Here is a 21,312-nt window from a genome sequence, read left to right on the forward strand (position 1 = left end):
GCTTGTGCAGAAGATAAGAAACATAAGCAGCAAGCAGATTTGCTTTTGATGCTATTAGTGAGTGCTACTTTTTTGCGGTCGTCAATTCGATTGTTCCCAGGTCGATTGGTTCTGAATCGGCAGTCACTTCGAAGTCGACCGGAGACTCCGAAAGTTCGTCATACTTCCCTTTCAGTTGATCAGGACCTCCATATGACATGGAAACGGCATTCATTTTTCCCCACATAAAAGTCAGCGCATAATTTCCTGGAGGAACTCCATCTCCACTTTCATAAGTTGAAAGTGCGAACTCGCCATCTTCACCTGTCATACTCCAGGAATAGCTGGGCTGAGATGTATCGAGTCCATCTTTATCGTGACAGGTCACCTTGATTGCTGACGAGGGAACCTCACCATCAACGGACACTTTGCCTGTGACTTGCACAGTTTCTTTTCGATCACCGCGGGGTGGTTTACTGCATCCATAGGAGATGGACAAAACAAGAATACAGTTCACAATGAACTTGACTTTCAGGCAGAGAAAATTCAGAGACATAAACTTTCCAAACATTACTTTACTTTAATCCCCATCCCGAATGAGAAGGATCTGACACCGTCACATTGGGGTAATACATTTGCAAGATGCCAATGCGTCGTAGAAAGCATGCGCGTCAGATTTCTACGACGCAACGATTTTTAGAAGAGAAGAGAATAGAATACGATTTCTTAGAACTCTCCAACGATCTCACCTTTCCCACGAGTGATCAGTGCAGCAAAAGTCGAGGCTGCGATGTTTTCGCTGATGAAACGAACGGCACCATCTCCCATTAAGAATTGGGCCCCGCCAACATGAAAACTCATATAGCCAGCACTTCGAGTGTTAGTACAGTTGATTGGGCAGGGACCTCCTCCACCGATAGTTCCATCGTAGAGAGCACCTTCAATCCAGTGATCACCGTTAAGGAAGTCTCCCCATCCACCTCCGTTTGCAGGTCCAAGCGCCGCTGACAACGTTGAATCAACCTGACCGTTGCGATAAATATTTGATCCACCTACACGTTCTCCGAGAAGAAATGTGTTTGACGAACCATCCTTGAGGTCTCGCATACGGGTGACAGGATTGTTTTCCAATGCTCCACATACACTGAGAGCCCCGCTACGAGCTCCTCCTGCATTGCCGTCGTAAGCGATATCAGCGAAAGTTCCACGAACTCCCGTTGTTGCAATATAATCAGTACGGGCTGCTGTCCAAGTCAAATCAAGGGGAGGAACACCAGCGCCAGCAGCATCTGCTGGAAGTGTATAATCATGCACAGCAGCTTCAGGTGTTGAAGGACAGACATAGACTGGAAGAATGGTCTGAATGACTTCTAAGTTTTGTTGAACAGAGGCAGGCGGAGAAAAGAGTGCCGCAGCTTCATTGAATGCCGGAACGGAAGAATCCCATTTATTGTAGAGTGGTGCCTGGTCGAGATACGGCAACAACATAATTCCGTAACACGAAACATTCAGGTCGCTTCCCGCCATCCATGCATACGGGAAACACCGATTGACGTCATGGTAGTTGTGAAACGCCAAACCCAACTGCTTCATGTTGTTTTTGCACTGACTTCTGCGTGCCGCTTCTCGAGCTTGCTGGACAGCCGGTAACAGTAATGCAACGAGGATGGCGATAATCGCAATCACAACCAGCAATTCAATAAGAGTGAATCCGTTTGTCTTTTTGTAGCGACGTGAAGGCATCGTTTCATTCCTTTCGCGGCACAGAACCGCTGCACTAGAACACAAGAACACAAGAACATGTAGATGACAAATTGTTACTAGAAATTGAACTTCGAAAAATGAGTTGAGTTTGAAACGTGATATCTTTGGCGATTAGAAAAGAGTTTTTACAAACGCTTATGAAGTTTTCAAAAAGGAGATTTGAAACTTCCACAGATAAACATACTCGCCTGTGTTGATCAGAGGCAAGCAGGGCACGAAAAAAGATCGACGTATGTTTGAACCAGGCTCTGTCTCAAAACTCGATTTTGACATCGTAGCTCAGGTATTGTCTGATGAACGCCATTGGTATGCCTCCATAATTGATCGCGGTTTTCTCATAGCGCGACCGGTGGCTGGGGACAGATTGCTGGAGCAGGGTCAGGTATTCAAAAAAGATTCGCATCAGCAATCTGCCCCCCCCGAAAATTGAGAAGCCAACTCACTGGGGGTAATCTGCTTGTGCCCTTGTTCGCTGATGATGTTCTTTAAATTTCGTTGACCATTTCCAGTGCGCCGTTGAGGATGCCGAGGTACCAGAAGACGATGCTGAAGACGATGTAAATAATGAAGGCTGCAACGCCGGCCCAGCAGGCCCAACTGGCGGCGTTTGCGAATGCTTTTAAGCTGCGGCGGGCGTTTTCTTCAAACTGTGGGCTGAGGCGGTGCAGTGCTTCGGGGACGGTTCCGGATGTCTCCGCGACGTGAACCGTTTGGATAAACTCCATCGGAAAGAGTCCGCTAAGCTCGAAGGTTTCGGTGAGAGTTTCTCCGTTGTTGATGTCACGAATCATTCCGTCGGCACTTGCGATGAAGGCACCGTTTGAAGTGGCTCGCAAGCTGGAGTCGAGACAATCGTCAATCGGCATACCAGCGTTTTGGGTCAAATGGAACGCCCAGGAGAAACGGGCAATCGCGAAATCCTGCAAGCACCTGCCGACAACGGGGACCGCCATCAGCACTCGATAGACCACTCGCTGAGCGGTCAGTGATTGAAAGATCAGCTTGTAGGCGACAAACAGGGAAATAATCCCCATTGCCCAAAAGCCAAGCCAGGTCAGAGCTCCCGATGCGCCCATCAGTCCCCAACCAAGAACATCCACAGGAGTTCCCGTTGCATTGCCGATAATCCCGAGCAGAAAGATCATGCCTGCGATCACGAAGACTGCGACCGTCAACTGCACCAACGGCATAGTGATTTGAGCAATGAAGTCTTTCCGCAGACGAAGGTTGTTCTCGTAATGCATTGAAAGTGCCTTCAGAGCTTCCGGCAGCGCTCCGGTGTATTCTCCAATTTGGGCAACATCTGCAAAAAGATCCGGGAAAAAGGCCCCGTGGGACTCAATCGAAGCAGTCAAGTCTCCGCCTGATTTAATTTGATCTTCCATGTCGTTCAGGACCGACTTCATTTTTCCTGAACTCCTCTTGGCAGCCATTTCCAGTGATCGAACAAGGTCAATTCCGGCATGCAGAGAGGTTCCCAGCGACTGGCAAAGAAATGCCAGTTCTTTTTGTGTCGCCCGGGGTGAGAGCAAAGGCACGGGATTTCCTCAATTGAGATTTGGCAAATTTTCTGATCAGGAATGTCTGATCCAATTGCCCTTGCGAATTTGCAAAGGAGTCGTACTTACCTATGATTGCGGCTACGATCTTGAAGTTTACGAAAAATTCAGCGATCTGTTGGATGTCATTCTACGAGTTCGGCAATCCGGCGGAAATTCCTCATCTCTTAATATAGTGTAAGAAAGGGCGTTCCTTTGAGCGACCAACTTGAACAACAAGCTGATGCAGCCCGCAAGCGGCTCGACGAAGAAGCAGTCCGCATCGTCCAACTTCACTTCGACCCGGAACTGGGTGCCCCATTCTGGTTGGAGAAGGCGAAGGAGTACGACTTCAACCCGCTGACCGATGTGAAATGCTTCGACGACTTGAAGAAGTTTCCACTCTTCGAAGACGACTGGTTCCGCGGCGGACCTGTCGAACGCTTCCTGCCGAAGAAATGGCACAACGAATACAAGTATACTTTTGAAACTGGCGGAACGACCGGAATTCCGAAGTCTCGCTGCGTCGTGAGAGATCACTTCATCGATTACGAGCAGTTTTCGGATACACTTTCCGATGAAGACTTTCCACGTGGCTCAAACTGGCTGATGCTCGGTCCATCGGGGCCGCGCCGCTTGCGATTGGCGGTCGAGCATTTGTGTCAGTACCGGGGCGGAATTTGTTTCTGCGTCGATCTTGATCCTCGCTGGGTGGTGAAGTTGCTCAAGAAGGGGGATGTCGAATCGGCAAAGGCTTACGCTGATCACGTTATCGATCAGGCGTACACCGTGCTGACCGCCAACCATGATATCAAGTGCATGTTTGCGACCCCGAAACTTCTCGAAGCGCTCGCTATGCGATTGCTCGACGAGGGAACAAGCATGGCAGAAGTCGGTATTAAAGGGATCTTCGCAGGGGGGACAGAGTTCACACCGCAATGGTATCGATTCTGCAAAGAAGAACTTCTTGGCCCGGATGTGTTCATCACCCCGACTTACGGGAACACTCTTATGGGCCTCGCCTGCGGAAAGCCATTCGATCCGGCAGACGAATTCAAGATCACCTATTACGCTCCGCAGCCGCGAGCTGCCATCGAAGTTGTTGACTTCGATGACTACAACAAAGTCGTCGGCTACGGAGAAACCGGTCGCGTAAAACTGACGACGCTGACGGAAGAACTCTTCATTCCGGGATTCATGGAACGTGACGAAGGGGAGCGTGAGCTTCCTTGCGAAAAATTCGCCTGGGACGGAATCAGCGGAGTCCGACCGTTCCACGTCTTCGCCAAGAAAACGACCGTCGGCGTTTACTAGAGCATCTTTCGAAGTGGTTTGCAGGATCTGCCACGTGGCGAACAGCATTATTACTAGAACTGATCCTGAAACTTGAAATTGTTCCCTCAAACGCTGAGGGAAGTGGCCAGCCCAGAATTTTCCGGGCTGGTTCTAAGTGGTTTTGTATAAAATGTACGCGAGCTGTCTCGTGGGCATGAGTGATTCATTCCACGCGACGCGTTCTTCACGGACACAAGAAACACGAAAGTGTTCTTAAACAGTTTTTGCATTCACATGAAATACAACGATTTGATCGTCCTGGTTCCTTGCCATAGCCTGGAAGATTTCCCAACGGAACTTGGAGAAGAGGCCGCTGCCAGTTTGTTGAATGCTTTTTCGATTCTCTGGCATCCTTCGCTTCTTGCATCAACTGGTGCGTTTCCGAAATGGGAGCGTTCCGATGAGTCGTTGAGTGTGCAGGACAACCGGCTGGTCGTCGTTCCGACTCCTTGTGACGAGTGGGTTCCCGCAACTTGGGTTGAACGTGCACGTCGTGAAGGCTGCGTGGTCATCAGCGGGGAACACGACCGAGAGAAAATGCTTCATCAGGCATTGGAACCACTCGAATTGGAGCAAGCGGTCGATTCAGAACTTGTCGCCGACTTTCTGGCGCTCGGGACTGTGTACCTGCAAGTTGAACTACTGACTCGTCACATGCGGAACTTCAGCCATCTGGATGAATCGCACATGCAGCGAGAAGCGATCGCTGCTGCACAAGCTGCCATCAATCATGATCTTGAAGCGACACGCAAACACTTGAGCCACTGCTTCGAGATGTTGCTCGAATGCCGGGAGCGATTTTATCCGGTTGCTTGCTATCTGATTGACTTGTGTCTGGTAAATCCAGACTTCGCCAGTGATGAATTAAAAACGCTGGTTGAAAGTTCCGCGCCGACGAACCTGCTGGCCACAGCTGCCGACTGGGAAACCATCGCCGAGAAAGATGCCGCTTGGTCTCAAACGATTGGTGACTCAATCAAAGCGGGAACTTTGGAACTGATCGGCGGAGAACAGACAGAGCTGCCGACTCCGTTGATGGCACTCGATTCAACGTTATGGCAGTTGCGTAAAGGACGGGCCACACTTGAAAGGCTCTTTGATGCCAAGCCAACAACTTGGGCACGCAAACGCTTCGGTCTGGGAAGTCACCTGCCACAAATCCTGGATCGACTCGGCTACACAGCCGGGCTTCATTTCGTCATGGACGACGGAATCTATCCGGACGATGAACAAACTCTCATGCGGTGGGAAGGCTCCGACGGGACTGCGATTGATGCCTTCAGCCGCATCCCACTCGCTGCGGACAGTGCAGGGAGTTTCCTGAGGTTCCCGGTTCGGATGGCTGAGTCGATGGACTACGACCATACCGCAGCCGTTGTGTTCGCACGCTGGCCGAAGATGAAAACTCCCTGGCTGGAGGATCTGCGACGTGCCTCAGCCTACGCTCCGGTTCTTGGAAAATTCGTCACCTTCTCCGAGTTCTTCGAGACGTCCGACTCTCAGGGACGGATGTCCGACTTTAACACGAGCGCGTACTTTACGCTCGACTTGATTCAATCGGTTGCGAAAGAAGAAAAGAATCCGATCAGCCGCTGGACTGAATATTGGGGCCGACGGAGACGCTTTGAATCAGTTGACTGGGCGAAACAACTTGTCAGCCTATTGAGCAAAGGAGTCGGCTCGCTACCTGAGGAAAACAAACTGGAGAGCTTGCTCGAAGCTGCTCATTCGGAGGCGAGCAGCGAAACTCTCACAACATTCGATAAGGAACTTGCAGAAACCGAGCAAGCTGTCGAGAAAAATCTTTCTCGAATGTTCGCCAGCAAAGGGCAAACCGGAAAAGGAATGTTGCTGGTCAACCCTCAATCGTTTGCTCGTAAGTCTCTGATCAAATGGAAAGAAGGCCAACCGGGGACCGATCAGGGAATTCTTCAACGACAGGTCAATCCCTCCGGAAGCTATGCACTTGTCGACTTGCCTCCTTGCGGATTCCTTTGGGTCTCTGCGAATGGTGATCAAACGCAGTCGCCTGTCGGCAAAACAGCGATGGCAGAAGAGTTGACGTTGCGGAATGAACTGTTTCAAGTCGCATTGAGCGATGTCACCGGAGGGATCGCCCGTGTCTCGACATACACACGTAGCCCGAATCGTGTGAGTCAGCAAATCGCTTTTCGATTTCCGCAAGAGCGAACAGTCGTCGTCGAAGATGGTGAAGAACGTGAGTCGTTCAAGACCTACTATTCATTCATGCAAATGCGGGAATCCCGCGTCCTCAGTGCGGGACCGGTTGTTGGCGAAATTGAAACGATTGGCGACTTGGTCGACGGTCAAAATGATGAAGTTGTCGCGACGTATCGGCAGGTCACACGCGTTGTCCGAGGACGTCCGAATGTCGATGTTGAGATCGAACTCGACCTGAAAAAGACTCCCAGCGGAGACCCGTGGACAAACTACATCGGTTGCCGATTTGCCTGGAAACATACCACGGCATCGCTGACCGGCTCCATGCAGCAAGCTGCCCATGCTGTCGGCAAGCAACGAATTGAAGCGCCGCAATATCTGGAGATCGCGGACGATGATTTTCGCACCACTATCCTCACGCCGGGATACCCGTTTCATCGAAAAACGGGTGACCGCATGATTGATACGCTGCTGATCACTGAAGGCGAGACGAAGCGGAAGTTCCAGTTCAGCATCGCGGTTGATGTCAAATATCCGATGCAGGCACACCTCGATGCGTTCTCAGAACCACTGGTCATTCCAACTGACACGGCGCCCCCTGAAGGGGGGCAGCAAGGCTGGCTGTTCTTTGCAGGGGCTGCGAATGTGTTGCTGACACGGATTTTGCCCACTTACAAAAATGCAGAGAAAACAGGTTTCATTGTTCGACTTCTCGAAACCGAAGGTCGCACAAAAACATTTCCGCTAAAATGCTTCCGCACCCCGCAAGCGGCCCGGCAAGTTAATTTCCAAGGTGAAACCATTCACAGCTTACACGTCCAGGACGATCAGGTGATGGTTGAAATCGCTCCCTATGAAATTTGCGACGTCGAACTGACATTTGATTCGTGAACATCAAGAGCGAAACAAGATGAAAACGCAAATTCAAAATTGCACACTTCAACTTGTTCAGGGTGACCTGACGAATCAAAAGATCGATGCCATCGTCAATGCTGCCAACTCTTCACTGGCGGGAGGCGGAGGTGTTGATGGAGCGATTCATCGGGCGGGTGGTCCGTCGATTATGGAAGAGACCGACGCTCGCTACCCGGATGGATGCGAAACCGGAAATGCCGTGATCAGCTCAGCTGGAAATCTTCCCTGCAAGTTTGTGATTCATACTGTTGGCCCGGTCTGGCAAGGCGGAATCCGGAGAGAACCGGAGCTGCTGAAAAGTGCGTACCACAACAGCTTGCAACTGGCAGTTGACCACCAGTGTGAATCGGTGGCATTTCCTGCGATCAGCGCCGGTGTTTACGGCTATCCGATGGATCTTGCAGCAGCGCATGCACTAATGAGTGTCGCTGAGTTTTTGAGAGAACATGAAGCCCCGAAGCTTGTACGTTTTGTTCTGTTTGACAGCGGTGCATACGGGGCCTTCTCACACGCCTTGGAAAACGTCGCGAAGATCGTACAGAAATGGTGAAGGCCGCTCGCCGGACACGTGCAAGTGTCCGGCGAAAATTGGCTTCGTATTCTACTGGAGCATCTTTCGAATTGGCGTACAGGTTCTGCCTCGTGGCGAACAGCAATTTGAGAGATGAAACTCGTTCTTCACGGGGACCTCGTTCTTCACGGGGACACGGTAGAGCAAACTGCTCTACAATCCGCGAGCTTCTTTCATTTTCTCAACGTATGCTTTGGCGAGTTCTTCGACTCGCTTCATGTCCCCTTTTTCGAGAGCCTCTTTTTCGACAAGTGCGCTTCCCAGGCCGACAGCACACGCACCTGCTTTGACGAAACTCGGTAATGTGTCGAGATTGACACCTCCTGTTGGAAGCAATCGAATTTGCGGCAACGGACCGTGAACTGCTTTGAGGTACGACGGCCCGCCAACATCTGCGGGGAAGACTTTGACGATGTCTGCTCCAGCTTCCCAGGCTGTGAGAATTTCGGTTGGAGTAAACGCCCCGGCCATCACCACTTTACTGTACCGTTGACAAAGCTTGATGACTTCGACATTCACCGTGGGAGTGACAATGTACTCCGCTCCAGCGAGGATCGCGGCTCGTGCAGTTTCTGGATCGAGAACGGTGCCTGCTCCGAGGAGAACCCGATCGCCGATGTTGTCTCGCAATTGCTTGATGATGTCGACGACACCAGGAACGGTGAACGTCACTTCGATCACATCAATTCCTCCCGCATACAACGCCTCAGCGACCTCCAGAAGTCGATCTCCGTTCGAGGCGCGAATGATCGCAACCAACCCCAGGTCGAGAACACGTTTCAAATCCGTTTCTTTACTCATCGTTATGTTTGCCAAGTTGAATAGGTGTCTAAGAATTGATCCGAAAACCCGGATTTGGCCTCTCAAACAGCGAGGAAGCCTTTCTGCGCAGAAGTGATCCGATCGATTCTAAATGTTCTGTCTCTTTCCTGCCCAGCAAAGACCGGGCGAATCGATGGAATTTTCACCAGAGATGCTGACTTAAATCAGATGATATCGACAAATTGCTCCAACGGACAACACAAAGAGAAATGGACTCCGATGCATCTGGACTTTTCAATCTGAAAAGGACCGACACGTAGAAAGTGACACAACGATTGGAATTGTTTCGCAGCTTTGACCATAATCAAAGACTTCAACCTAGAACTTCATCTGGAGATAATGATGACTCGATTTTCTACGTGCCTGTTCGCAGCACTTCTGTCTGTCAACCTTTTTGCAGCAGACACAAAAACTCTGTTTAACGGCAAAGATCTTTCTGGCTGGGATGGTGATCCGAGACTGTGGTCAGTGAAAGATGGTGCAATTCACGGAGAAACAACTGCCGACGTCAAAGCGAATGGAAATACATTTCTGATTTGGCAAGGTGGAAAGCTCGATGACTTTGAGCTACGTCTGACGTTCCGCTGCACAGAAAGTAATAACTCTGGAATTCAATATCGCTCACGCCATATCACAGAAGGAAAACCTCGCAACCAGTGGGTCGTGCGTGGCTATCAACATGAGATCCGAAACGAAAACAAATTCCCCAACGTTTCGGGATTCATTTATGACGAAGGTGGCAAACGTCGGCGAATTTGCCTGGCTGGAGAAAAAGCAGAGTGGAACGAAGATGGGAAGAAAGTCCTCGGAGAACTGATTGACGCTGAGGGATTCGAGAAGCTCTTCAAACTGAATGAATGGAATGACGTTCGAATTGTCGCCAAGGGAAATCACATTCAACACTACATGAACGACAAACTGATCCTCGACTTCACCGACAATCACCCTGAACTTGCACTGTCTGAAGGAATCCTTGCTCTGCAACTTCATGCAGGGAAACCGATGTGGGTCGAGTTCAAGGACATCACATTGAAAGAGCTCAAGTAACAAAGAGTATGGCAGTCCGGAAACTTGTGGAATGACCGCTTCTCAGTCTTTGAGAGAGCAATTTCAAGTTTCAGGATCAGTTCTAAACATTTTCGTAGACGAACGCTTCCCGCATCAGTCAGCTTGTGCGGGGAGCGTTTGGTTTTCCATACACGACATTCCCCTGCGATCCTTCAACGTCGAGGATGTTTCATGTCGAACTCAGTCAAGAAAATCGCTCTTGGAGTTTCACTGGTCGCTGTTCTCATCGCGGCGTGGATCAGCGTCGTCCGAAGAACTGACGATGCACTGATTGTCTACTGTGCGCACGATTTAATGTTTGCCGAAGAAATCCTTCATGATTTCGAAAAGGAAACCGGCATCAAGGTGATTATTGTCGGCGATACAGAAGCAACGAAATCATTGGGTCTGGTGCAACGCTTGATTCGTGAGAAGAACAACCCGAAGTGTGATCTCTTCTGGAACAATCAGGTGCTCGGGACGATCGATCTCGCTGAGCAAGGAATTCTTCAACCATACAAAGGTCCGGGATACGAACGAATCCCAAGTCAATTCAAGGACCCGGAAGGCTTGTGGACAGGGTTCGCTGGTCGGATGCGTGTGTGGATTTACAACAACGAAACCGGGACCGGTGACGAGAAAGCCATTGTGGAACAGTTTGAAACCGGCGACTTGTCGCGCATGGCGATTGCCATGCCGATCTACGGTACCACGCTTTCGCACTTCAGCATTCTCTGGCAAGATCTCGGCGAAAAGGGAATGAAAGCATGGTTCGAAAATTTGCAACAACGTGGATGCAAAATCGTTCCGGGGAATGCGACGGTCAAGAATGTCGTCGCGGAAGGAGTTTGTGATATTGGCTGGACAGATACCGACGACTTCTTTGTCGGATTAGACGATGGAGCTGATGTCTCAATGTTGCCAATCCGAGCGAATGGAAAAACAATCTGTCTGCCGAACAGTGTTGCGATCATTCGTGGAACAAAAAAGGAAGACGATGCCGCCCGCCTTATGGACTACCTGCTTTCGGAAAAGATTGAGTTGGCTTTGGCGAAGTCCGCAGCTCGGCAAATTCCATTAGGCCCCATCGAGAGTGGCGACTTACCAGACGATGTCATACCGCTCGCAGAGTGGGCGAAAGAATCGGTCGACATGACGCAATTTTATCAATCGCGAAACGAATGCTTGAAGTGGCTGGAGTCCGAACTCTTAGAACAGAATCCCGATTCTCGTCTCCCTGAATGATTTCATTCATCCGGAGAAAAACAGGATACCACGAGAGAGTCTGCGAACACCATTCCTGAAGATGCTCGATAACAGTTTTCGAAGTTGTGCTCGGGCTCTGCCTTGTAGCGAGCAGCCTATGAAGCCATGAAGGGACTCTCCACCGACTCAACAAATATCGCAAAATGTTCCGGAAACGACTGATCAAGCCAAGAGATTGAAAGAAATCATAAACGGTGAATTGGACGGAAGCACTCATTTGGTCGGCCGGTCGAAGTTTGATCCTCGCGATCATCGGGACGGTCATCGCCAATGGGCTTCAGACTTGGCTTCGCGGTTTGAGCGGAGCTAAGAAAAAGAGAGCATGGGGCGGGTTGCTGTTGCCGTTTTTTGCTCCCTCTTTGATGACCGGTTACTGCTACCGCGACACGGCAATGTCATTGATTCATTTCCCCTGGGCGAAGGAAATTCTGTATGGCCTGATTGTGATGATGCAGGCGGTCCCGGTAGCAGTCATCATACTTGAGTTTTCCACCAGTCCAGCCACATCTGCCACAGCTCTCTATTCCGGCGGACTCATGAAGCTGGCATCGACTGAGCGCTGGAAGCTCTTTCTGACCTCCCGATTTCAGTACTCGTTAGCAGCGTTCGGTTTGCTGTTTGTGCTCTCGTTTCAGGAGGCAGACCTGGCTGCCTTGATGCAAGCGTCGGGGTGGACCGAATGGATGTTCACGAAGCACGTGGGGGGACTGGCACTTCAAGAGACGATCTCTCTAACCCTCTGGCCGATACTGATACAGATTCCGTTCTTGGTTCCGATCGTGCTCTGGTTGGGAAAAGCAGGAGATCGGAATTCCAACAAAATTGAGCGATCGACCGTCCCTCAGCTGGGGTGTGACTGGCTTTGCACGACGTGGATTTCGCTTGCCATTGCCATTGTGGTGATTGTTCCAGGCTCACAACTGATTCGAGGGATCTTCATCGGTTTCGGAAGCCTGTTTCTTCAGCCTTCGACTTTTCGGGAACTGAGTGACGCACTTCTCATTGCCGGAACGACGACGGTGGGAACATTAGGGCTGGCGATGGCATGCCGTTTTTTCCTGATTCAAAATGGATCATTCGCCCGTCGCTGGTTGCTGTTTTGCCTGTTAATCCCGGGATCGATGGGGAATTTGGCATTAGGTTTGATGCTTGCGGGGATTTTTCAAACAGAACTATTTCAGATTGCGTATGACACACCAGTCCCCCTCATACTGGGGGAAATCCTCGCAATTCTGCCGCGTACCTTAATCCTATTACACTGCTTGAGTCGCATGAATTTCCCAGCTTCTGAACATCTTGTCGAGATGCTGAAAACCTCACCTATTGTGCGCCAACGTGATCAGGCGATTGAGCTTGCGTGGCAAACACGAGGAAGAATTCGGTTCATCACGGTGGCAATTGTCGGGTTCTGGGCGTACTTCGAAGTGATGCTTCCGTCGATTCTGGCGATGCCTGGATTGGCTCCGGTCGGTTTGGTGTTGTACAATAATCTCCACTACGGTCGCATCGCAGCGTTGGGAGCAAAGCTCGCTTTAGCGTTCATGTTTCCGTTCCTGATCGTTCTCGGAGTTCTCCTGTTGCGCAAAGTTTGGTCTCGTCTTTAATTGAACCAGGAAGCGGGTCATTGGTCGAGGAGAGGCAGAAAGATATGCAGTTCTCATTTTCCTCTACCCGTTTTTTCCACTCACTACTCACTTTCAAAGAATGGTTCTCAAGAACCTGACCTCTTCGACGAATCAGATGGCATGAACTCTGAACTCTGGAATTTGCAAAAGATTCACTTCGGACCGGTTGCTCGACCGCGTCTGCAGATTGAGTCTTTGTCCATTCCGACTGGAGTGACAGCCATACTCGGGAAGTCAGGCGCGGGGAAAACGTCGCTGTTGAATCTGCTTGTTGGCTTCGAGAAGCCGCAGCACGGAACGCTCTCACAACTGCACCTTGAAGAGACACAAGGTCTCCCCCTCAGCTGGGTCCCGCCCGACTTCGGCTTGTGGCCGCATCTCACAGTGCAGCAGCATCTTCAGGTTGTGGCGAGTGAGAATGATACTCACGTCGATGAATTGCTGCAGGAGTTCGACCTGGAAACTGTTCGCGATCAAAAGCCAGAAACGCTCTCGATGGGAGAACGGGCACGTGTCGCAGTTGCACGAGCTTTAGCATCACAATCGAAAATCGTAGTGATGGACGAACCGTTTGCACATGTCGATCCGGGACGCGTTGATCGATATTGGCAAGCCTTACGAAAACACCTTGTTACAAAAAATGCCTCGCTGATCTTTTCGAGCCACTCTCCCCAAGTTGTCATGCGCGAAGCCGGTCAGGTCCTCTGCCTAGATCAGGGAAAAGTCATCTGGCAAGGAGACCCGCAATCGCTGTACAGCTCACCACCCAGCAAATCGCTGGCACTGATGATGGGACCTGCGAACTGGATCGAGAACGCCAACTCAATCGCCGGGATCAGCGACCCAGATGCGAAGCCTCGTTGCCTCCGACCGGAGCAGGTCGCCCTTGAAGAATCTGAAACGGCGAATTTCACAATCGAAGAATCCTGGTTCGTTGGCTCACATCAGGAGACGGAAGTCTCTCTCAATGGACAGCAGAAAACCGAAACGTTCTATCATCGCCCTCTCACTAAGCCTCTCCCGAAAGGAACCAAGGTTGCTTTTCGGGTGGTGACGAGCTGCATTCTTTTCATCAGTCTTCTGATGTTGAATGGGTGTCGCGAATCGTCTGGTGATGAACCGAGATTGCGTGTGGGCAAACCGGACCAGTTTCTTCTCCCGGCTGAAGGAGCGATGCTGCCAGCAGCTCGCGGAATGACCTTCTCACCGGAAGAAGACTTGTTGATTCTGGACAATGTTGGTCGTGTGCTTCGCTACGATTCTGCAGGAAAACTTGTAATCAAATGGTGGATGCCAGACTATGATATTGGACGTCCCGAAGGTGTCTGCGTGATGCAGAATGGACACATTGCAATTGCGGATACCCACTACCATCGAGTGGTGATCTTCGATAATCAGTGTAATGTCGTGCGAATGTTTGGAGAGAGCGGACATGCTGAAGGACAATTCATCTACTCTTCAGCTGTGACTCAAGACGCTGACGGTTTTTTGTATGTCGCTGAGTATGGCGGAAACGACCGAGTCCAGAAATTCACAGCGGAGGGTGAATTCGTTTTAATGTTTGGAGCCGTTGGGACAGAAGAAGGCGAGTTTCAACGTCCGAGTGGATTGGTCTGGCACGACGGTGTGATCTATGTCGCCGATGCCATTAACAATCGAATTCAGGCATTTTCACCGAACGGAAAATTTCTCCGTGTGGTTGCCGATGCAAATTCGACCGGGTTGTATTATCCGTACGATATCGCCATCGGACCAGATGGTTCGCTGTTCGTACCGGAATACGGAGCCGGGAGAATATCGCAAATTTCCATTGAGGGTGAAGTGATCGGCCGTTATGGACAAGAAGGACGTGGGGAAGGACAATTCTGGACACCTTGGGGAATTGCCGTAAGCCAGTCCGGAAAGATTACTGTTGCCGATACCGGAAATAGAAGAGTTGTGGAATTACAGATGAAGTAGGAATTGAAGAAGCAGGAATGAAAGTGAGAGACTTTTGTGTATTCGATCTCCGTGAAGATCCATTTCATATGGTGAAAAGTTCATTTTCACGAGACAGAACGTGAAGGCCATCAGAGGATTTCTCTCTAGAGTTTTTGATCCGTGCATGTTGAACCGTATCCGTTTTTTGTTCTCACGTTGATTTGGCAATTGCCAGACTGAGGAAGCTGTGACGTTCAAACAAATCGTCAAACGTGTTTTCCCCGCTGCTCGTCACCGAGTGACGTGGATCGACGCACTGCCTCTGCTCATCTTCCTCGCTTGTTATGCCAGTATTCTCTCAGCTCTTTCTCTCTCCGACAGGCTGACCTTTTCACGTCCCTGGGCGTTCTGCTGGATGGCTGTCTCGGTCTGGGTCTGGTGGATGGCGATCAACGGCTGGAGCGGCTTGAATCGTCGCCGGTCAACACAATCATTGATCGTGCGTTTACTCCTGGTCGGAACGTTTGTCGCACTGATGGCAGGTCCACGAAGTGTGCGTACCAGCGACCAAATCTCGGTTGTTTATGCCGTCGACATTTCTGAATCGATTCATCCGGACCGGGTGACGGAAGCACTGAATTTTGTCGCCACCACAACCGCAGAGAAGCCGAGTCAGGACGTTGCCGGCTGGATTGCATTTGGAAGCTCTGCAGCTGTCGAAGTCCCTCCAATCCAAACAGCCTTCGGCAGTACAATGTCGAACCCGGACGACATCCAATTCAATAGCCGCGTCGATCGGGATGCGACCAATATCGAAAATGCTCTGTCGTTGGCTGCTGCCATTCTTCCTGAAGACACGCTCGGAAGAATCGTTCTCATTAGCGACGGTTCAGAGACCTCGGGCGATTTGAAATCTGTGCTGGATCAATTGAACTCGCGCGGAATTTCCGTGGATGTGATGCCGGTGAAATACAACTACACCGATGAAATTTGGATTGAACGACTTGACCTGCCACAAACCGTCAAGCTCGGTGAACCGTACGAAGCTTCGGTGGTCATCTCTTCACTCAAACCGGGTAAAGGCCGCCTGATCATCGAAGAGAATGGCGAACCGATTACTGATGAACCGATCAATGTCGAATTCAGCGAAGGGAAGAGCCGGGTCGATATCCCCATTTATCTGCGTACGCCTGGTTACTATGAATACAAAGCGAAGTTGATCCCTGAAGAGGGAACGGACGGTCGCGATGAAAACAACGAAGCTGTTGGTTACATCTATGTTGAAGGCGAAGGCAAAGTCCTCATCGTTGCGGACCCGTTACGTGATGATGACCGCGATTTCGAACGCCTCGTTCAAGCGATTCAAGAGGGGGAACGGGCTGTTGAAGTTGTCGACTCTTACAAATTCCCACGTGATCCCTTGTCGCTGTTGCCCTACGACTGCGTGATCTTCGCGAACGTTCCGAACGATGCGTTCGACGAAGTGCAATTGCAGGCGATGCGAGACGCTGTCTTCAATCAGGGGACCGGGTTTCTCATGGTTGGAGGTGAGAACAGCTTCGGGCCGGGTGGATATCACCGAAGTGTTGTTGAAGAAACACTGCCTGTCACAATGGACATCACCAAGAAGAAAATTTTGCCCAAAGGGGCGTTGGCGATCATCCTGCACACTTGTGAATTCCCTGAAGGGAACACCTGGGCCAAACGTATCACCAAGCAGGCGATTAAAGTTCTCGGTAAGCAGGATGAAGTCGGAGTGATCGCCTACGGGCCGGGCGGAGAACAGTGGATCTTCGAATTGACCCCCGCTGGTGAATACGACTCGATGGTTCCAAAAATCAACGCGGCAGCCATCGGAGACATGCCCGCCTTTGGACCGACAATGCAGATCGGTTTAGATGGACTCAAGAAGAGCGATGCTGCCACGAAGCACATGATCATCATTTCTGATGGCGATCCACAACTCGCTCCGCCGCGGCTGATGCAAGATTTCATCACGGAAAAAGTCAGTATCTCAACGGTCGCGATCTTCCCTCATGGAGGAACCGAAATTGGCACACTCCGAAACATCGCCAATGCGACTGAAGGTCGATATTACTTCCCTGCCGATCCAAACGAGTTACCATCAATCTTCATCAAGGAGGCGAAAACTCTCAAACGGAGCATGATTCAGGAAAAGGAAATTAATCCGCAAGTCGGTTTCCCTTCGCCGGTCCTGGAAGGAATCCCGGAACTCCCCAAACTGAGTGGTTTCGTTCTGACGTCTTTGAAAGAAAACGCACTTACCGAAAACGTGCTTTTTGCCGTCCCCGACGATGCAGCCGAAGAAGAGACGGACCCCGTGCTGGCGATCTGGCGTTACGGACTCGGAACGACCGCTGCGTTTACATCATCCTTGTCCAATCAATGGGCGTCAGAGTGGGTCGACTGGGAGCAGTACACTGCGTTTGTCAAGCAACTCCTCATTCGTATTTCACGTGTCGAAAAGGCGGGCCAGTTGAGAATGTGGACATACAATTCCGGCGGACAGGGAGTCATCATGGTTGAAGACTTTCATCCAGAAGAAGACTTTCTCGACGTGGCTGCCAAGGTCTCCGGTCCCGGTGGAATGGAACTGACGATCCCGCTCAAACAAGTTGGGCCAAGGCGATACCAGGGAACATTTCCAGTTGCAGACAAAGGGCAATTCCAGGTGACAGCACTCGGAAAATCTGGAGAACGGGAAGATCGGGTCCATGGCGGATTTATCGTTTCGTACTCACCGGAATTCCTGAAGTTCACTTCAGACATGAGTACGCTCCAACAGATCAAAGATGAAACAGACGGACAAGAGCTCGACAGCACGACAACCGCCGAGCAGATTTATAATCGCCGCTCACCGAAGACCAGTTCGAAACCGGTCTTCGACTGGTTCCTGATCGCCATCGCCTGTTTGATTCCGCTCGATGTCGCGGTCCGACGAGTTCAACTCGACTGGGTTGTTGTGATGCAGGCACTCGGAATAGGTCGCAAAGCCGAGACGACTCAAACTATGGGTGCCTTGCTCTCTCGCAAGAAAGAAGTCGGCGAAAAGCTGAAGGCTCAGGCAGATTACAAACCGACGCCAACAGCAGGCAACAAAAGTCCGTACATACAACAGCCAGTCAAGAGGACGGTTGAGAAATCAAAACCAAAGCCGAAAACTTCAGAGAAAACACCCGAAAGCCAATCAGAGACGACTACCAGCCGGTTACTCGCCATTAAGAGAAAGCGGTCCGAAAACGAAGGTGAAGAAGAGGAGTAGCTGTTCGCAGTTGGCCGCAGTAGATCCTAATTGATCCGAAAACGAACTCCCCTTGAAAACGAATTCAAAATAAGAGCCGGACAATCGACTGTCCCGCACAACGTTCCTAAAAAAGACAATCGCCAGCAAAGTACAACTCAGGAAAGCAGAATAATGACAGACGAGAACATCGCTGTACTTCAAGCTGAAGCAAACGAATTCAGCAACACGTTCAAAGCAGTCCGAGAAGAGATCGGCAAAGTGATTGTCGGTCAGGAACGTGTTGTTGAGGCCGCCCTGACAGCCATCATTTGCGGGGGCAATGTCCTTCTCGAAGGGGTTCCCGGTCTCGGAAAGACGGAACTGATCAAGGCGATGTCTCAGGTACTTGACCTTGAATTTCGTCGGATTCAATTTACTCCCGATCTGATGCCAGCGGATATCATCGGAACGAACATGATGCAGCCCGATGAGAAAGGACGCTATCAGTTCGAGTTCCGCAAAGGTCCGATTTTCACTCAGTTGCTCCTCGCAGATGAAATCAATCGGGCGACTCCCAAAACGCAATCGGCACTTCTGGAAACGATGCAGGAAGGGACAGTCACAACAGCAGGGACCATTCATTCTCTGGAACAACCGTTCTTTGTGATGGCGACTCAAAACCCGCTCGAACAAGAAGGAACCTATCCACTCCCGGAAGCCCAACTGGATCGATTTCTGTTCAAGGTCGACGTCCCATTCGTTTCGCTGGCAGAGCTCAACGACATTGTGAACAGGACGATTCTCAAGCAAAAGATTGAAGTCAACAAAATCCTGAGTGGTCCACAGATCATGCATCTTCGGACAGTCTTGAACAAAGTCGTTGTCGCTGACCCGATGCGAGATTTTGCTTGCCGTCTGGTCCTTGCGACGCATCCTGAAACAGAGTTCTCTCCAGAAGGTGTGAAGAAATTCATTCGCTGGGGAGCCTCACCTCGGGCGGCTCAAGCATTGATCCGGGCGGCTCGCGTGCGAGCCCTCAGTGCCGGTCGAGTCCATGTTTCTTTTGATGACATCAAATACTTTGCCGACGAAGTTCTCAAACATCGCACACTCCTGAACTACGACGGTCAAGCTGAGAACGTCAGCGTGGGAGATTTGATCGACGAATGTGTTTCCGTACTCCCGGAACAAGCTGCGTAATCACTCACTTCAAGTCTGTTGCTATACATCAAAAAAAGCGAAAGCTGTTCAAATGTCACTACGTCAACATGGGTCAGCAAGTTTTTATTTCATCGCAGGTTTCTGCTGTTTGACGATAGGCCTGAGTTCGTATGTCCGAAGCGCTGAGAAGGAAACCGATCTTGTGAAACGCTTTGAATCGAAAACATTTTCCGCGAGTAACGATCTCGATTTAGGATACCGGATGCTCTCACCGAAAAAGGTGGAATCGGGCAAAAAGTATCCTCTCGTTCTGTTTCTTCACGGAGCTGGTGAACGTGGAGACGACAACAAAAAGCAATTGGTGCATGTGGCTCAGGAACTGGCCACCGACGAAATGCAGGCTCGACACTCCTGCTTTGTCATCGCTCCTCAAGCACCTAATGAGACTCGCTGGGTTGAAGTTGACTGGGGACTGGATGCTCACAAGATGCCAAAGACCCCTTCGGTTCCAATGGCTGCAACCTTTGAACTTCTAGAGCAACTCAAAAAAGACCTCCCGGTCGATGTAGATCGCATTTACATTTGCGGTCTCTCGATGGGTGGTTACGGAACCTGGGACGCCGTACAGCGCCACCCCGAGCTCTTTGCAGGTGCGATTTCAATATGCGGTGGAGGTGATCCTGCATATGCCGAGCAGATTGCGAACGTCCCGGTTTGGGCGTTCCATGGAGATGCGGACACAGCTGTCAAAGTGCATCGATCTCGAGAGATGGTCAACGCGGTCCGGAAAGCAGGCGGAGAAGCCATCTATACCGAATACGCTGGTGTCGGACACAACAGCTGGGCCGTGACGGCTGCTAACCGTCTCGTCTGGGACTGGCTCTTCGCACAAAAGAAACACACAACAAAGTAGTATTTCATGTCAGTTGCCACGAATCAATTTACGACATTACTACCGAACGATGTTCTCGCTCGGGCGGAGCGAATGCGTCTGAACCCGTTGCGTCGACGGACGAATCGTATGCGGGGTGAGCACATGTCCGGCAAAGGGGGAACAAGCATTGAGTTCTCCGACTTCCGGGAATATGTGCCGGGCGACGACGTTCGATATATCGACTGGAATATCTTCTCCCGCCTGAATGAGCCGTACCTGAAGCTGTACGCACATGAAGAAGAAATGCACGTTGCAATCCTTCTCGACAGCTCCGCTTCGATGCAGTTCGAGGGTAAATTTGAACTGGCTCGGCAAGTCGCGGCGGCACTCGGTGTGATGGGGCTGATGAGTGTCGAGCGAGTGAGTGTTTATACATGTGGACAAGGTCGCGGCCAGGCTCCTTTTCTGAAACCATGCAGCGGACGTGTCAGCCTGAAACGATTCTTTCAATTCCTTGAACAAACAGAACCGGGCGGCTCCATTCCAATCGAACAATGCCTCGAAGATGTCCTCAAGCAGCATTCCGGAAAAGGGATCGCTGTGGTGATTTCTGATTTTTTGACATACGGCGATGTCTCTCGAAGCTTCAACTTGCTGCATGGATCGGGATTAGAAATCTATGGATTGCAGATTCTTGGCCCAACGGAACTGAACCCGGAACTCGCCGGTGATATGCGGTTTGTCGATGCCGAAAGCAACGCAACGCTCGATGTCTCCTCGGTGGGCGAGCTTCTGGGGCTGTACCATCAACATCGACAAGCACTGGAAGACTATCTCGGTGCGCAATGCCGCAAACGAAGCGGTCGGTTCATATCAACATCAAGTGAAACCCCAGTGAAGACCCTATTGTTTGATCAACTCCTAAGAAATGCCTGGATCCGCTAGAGCAGTTTGCTTTAGGTTTTCAGTATTCCATCCAGTCCCGGTGACTCACCAGTGGCTAAATGACTGAAGGCCAACCGTGAAAATGCCTTAAACTGATAAACTTGAATCCTGTCGAAAAGATTTTT

Annotated in this window: 15 protein-coding genes; 11 read left to right on the forward strand and 4 right to left on the reverse strand. The window is 50.7% G+C overall.

Translation table 11 applies throughout. The annotated features are described in order from the left end of the window. Positions 1 to 64 precede the first annotated feature (64 nt). From Mal48_RS20855 to Mal48_RS20865, 3 genes are all read right to left on the reverse strand, one after another. A complete protein-coding gene (locus Mal48_RS20855; RefSeq protein WP_145204355.1) occupies positions 65 to 535 on the reverse strand; it encodes a hypothetical protein in 471 nt (156 codons plus the stop codon). 170 nt (positions 536 to 705) lie between these two features. Then, positions 706 to 1,722: a DUF1559 domain-containing protein gene (locus Mal48_RS20860; protein ID WP_145204357.1), complete on the reverse strand. Its 1,017-nt coding sequence runs from the start codon at positions 1,720 to 1,722 to the stop codon at positions 706 to 708. A gap of 506 nt (positions 1,723 to 2,228) precedes the next feature. Next, positions 2,229 to 3,281: a type II secretion system F family protein gene (locus Mal48_RS20865; RefSeq protein ID WP_145204360.1), complete on the reverse strand. Its 1,053-nt coding sequence runs from the start codon at positions 3,279 to 3,281 to the stop codon at positions 2,229 to 2,231. Positions 3,282 to 3,497: 216 nt separating this feature from the next. Here Mal48_RS20865 and Mal48_RS20870 point away from each other — a divergent pair, with 216 nt between their 5' ends. The 3 genes from Mal48_RS20870 (at position 3,498) to Mal48_RS20880 (ending at position 8,262) form a co-directional block, all read left to right on the forward strand. Continuing rightward, positions 3,498 to 4,595: an acyl-CoA synthetase family protein gene (locus Mal48_RS20870; protein WP_145204363.1), complete on the forward strand. Its 1,098-nt coding sequence runs from the start codon at positions 3,498 to 3,500 to the stop codon at positions 4,593 to 4,595. 255 nt (positions 4,596 to 4,850) lie between these two features. Continuing rightward, complete coding sequence (locus Mal48_RS20875; RefSeq protein ID WP_145204366.1) at positions 4,851 to 7,688, forward strand: glycoside hydrolase family 38 N-terminal domain-containing protein; 2,838 nt, start codon at positions 4,851 to 4,853, stop codon at positions 7,686 to 7,688. Between the two features lie 19 nt (positions 7,689 to 7,707). Continuing rightward, positions 7,708 to 8,262 carry an O-acetyl-ADP-ribose deacetylase gene (locus Mal48_RS20880; RefSeq protein WP_145204370.1) on the forward strand — a complete coding sequence of 185 codons (555 nt, stop codon included), beginning with the start codon at positions 7,708 to 7,710 and terminating at the stop codon, positions 8,260 to 8,262. Positions 8,263 to 8,436: 174 nt separating this feature from the next. On the opposite strand, the gene Mal48_RS20885 is transcribed toward Mal48_RS20880, so the two are convergent. Next, a complete protein-coding gene (locus tag Mal48_RS20885) occupies positions 8,437 to 9,084 on the reverse strand; it encodes a bifunctional 4-hydroxy-2-oxoglutarate aldolase/2-dehydro-3-deoxy-phosphogluconate aldolase (protein ID WP_145204373.1) in 648 nt (215 codons plus the stop codon). A gap of 363 nt (positions 9,085 to 9,447) precedes the next feature. On the opposite strand from Mal48_RS20885, the gene Mal48_RS20890 reads away from it, so the two are divergent. The 8 genes from Mal48_RS20890 (at position 9,448) to Mal48_RS20925 (ending at position 21,187) form a co-directional block, all read left to right on the forward strand. Beyond that, positions 9,448 to 10,152, forward strand: a complete 705-nt coding sequence (locus Mal48_RS20890) for a 3-keto-disaccharide hydrolase (RefSeq protein ID WP_391601813.1) — start codon at positions 9,448 to 9,450, stop codon at positions 10,150 to 10,152. 192 nt (positions 10,153 to 10,344) lie between these two features. Continuing rightward, positions 10,345 to 11,397, forward strand: coding sequence for a substrate-binding domain-containing protein (locus Mal48_RS20895; RefSeq protein WP_145204379.1), 1,053 nt, complete (start codon positions 10,345 to 10,347; stop codon positions 11,395 to 11,397). A 215-nt stretch (positions 11,398 to 11,612) separates the two neighbouring features. Next, the gene (locus Mal48_RS20900; protein WP_145204381.1) at positions 11,613 to 13,022 is read left to right on the forward strand and encodes a hypothetical protein; all 1,410 of its coding nucleotides are present in this window, start codon (positions 11,613 to 11,615) and stop codon (positions 13,020 to 13,022) included. Between the two features lie 141 nt (positions 13,023 to 13,163). Further along, entirely contained in the window at positions 13,164 to 15,002 is a 1,839-nt protein-coding gene (locus tag Mal48_RS20905) for an ATP-binding cassette domain-containing protein (RefSeq protein ID WP_145204385.1), read from the forward strand. A 208-nt stretch (positions 15,003 to 15,210) separates the two neighbouring features. Beyond that, complete coding sequence (locus Mal48_RS20910) at positions 15,211 to 18,246, forward strand: glutamine amidotransferase (protein WP_145204388.1); 3,036 nt, start codon at positions 15,211 to 15,213, stop codon at positions 18,244 to 18,246. Positions 18,247 to 18,399: 153 nt separating this feature from the next. Then, a complete protein-coding gene (locus Mal48_RS20915) occupies positions 18,400 to 19,407 on the forward strand; it encodes an AAA family ATPase (protein WP_145204391.1) in 1,008 nt (335 codons plus the stop codon). A gap of 163 nt (positions 19,408 to 19,570) precedes the next feature. Continuing rightward, on the forward strand, positions 19,571 to 20,281 hold the full coding sequence (locus tag Mal48_RS20920) for a carboxylesterase family protein (protein ID WP_197441881.1): 711 nt from the start codon (positions 19,571 to 19,573) through the stop codon (positions 20,279 to 20,281). A gap of 6 nt (positions 20,282 to 20,287) precedes the next feature. Next, positions 20,288 to 21,187, forward strand: a complete 900-nt coding sequence (locus tag Mal48_RS20925; RefSeq protein WP_145204397.1) for a DUF58 domain-containing protein — start codon at positions 20,288 to 20,290, stop codon at positions 21,185 to 21,187. Positions 21,188 to 21,312: the final 125 nt, after the last annotated feature.

The sequence above is a fragment of the Thalassoglobus polymorphus genome, from assembly GCF_007744255.1.
GTDB lineage: Bacteria > Planctomycetota > Planctomycetia > Planctomycetales > Planctomycetaceae > Thalassoglobus > Thalassoglobus polymorphus.

Excerpts from the sequence above, each read along its gene's own strand:
- Mal48_RS20860 (WP_145204357.1), bottom strand. The coding sequence starts at position 1,722 with ATGCCTTCACGTCGCTACAAAAAGACAAACGGATTCACTCTTATTGAA.
- Mal48_RS20880 (WP_145204370.1), top strand. The coding sequence starts at position 7,708 with ATGAAAACGCAAATTCAAAATTGCACACTTCAACTTGTTCAGGGTGAC.
- Mal48_RS20905 (WP_145204385.1), top strand. The coding sequence starts at position 13,164 with ATGAACTCTGAACTCTGGAATTTGCAAAAGATTCACTTCGGACCGGTT.
- Mal48_RS20855 (WP_145204355.1), bottom strand. The coding sequence starts at position 535 with ATGTCTCTGAATTTTCTCTGCCTGAAAGTCAAGTTCATTGTGAACTGT.
- Mal48_RS20915 (WP_145204391.1), top strand. The coding sequence starts at position 18,400 with ATGACAGACGAGAACATCGCTGTACTTCAAGCTGAAGCAAACGAATTC.
- Mal48_RS20925 (WP_145204397.1), top strand. The coding sequence starts at position 20,288 with ATGTCAGTTGCCACGAATCAATTTACGACATTACTACCGAACGATGTT.
- Mal48_RS20885 (WP_145204373.1), bottom strand. The coding sequence starts at position 9,084 with ATGAGTAAAGAAACGGATTTGAAACGTGTTCTCGACCTGGGGTTGGTT.
- Mal48_RS20890 (WP_391601813.1), top strand. The coding sequence starts at position 9,448 with ATGACTCGATTTTCTACGTGCCTGTTCGCAGCACTTCTGTCTGTCAAC.
- Mal48_RS20895 (WP_145204379.1), top strand. The coding sequence starts at position 10,345 with ATGTCGAACTCAGTCAAGAAAATCGCTCTTGGAGTTTCACTGGTCGCT.
- Mal48_RS20875 (WP_145204366.1), top strand. The coding sequence starts at position 4,851 with ATGAAATACAACGATTTGATCGTCCTGGTTCCTTGCCATAGCCTGGAA.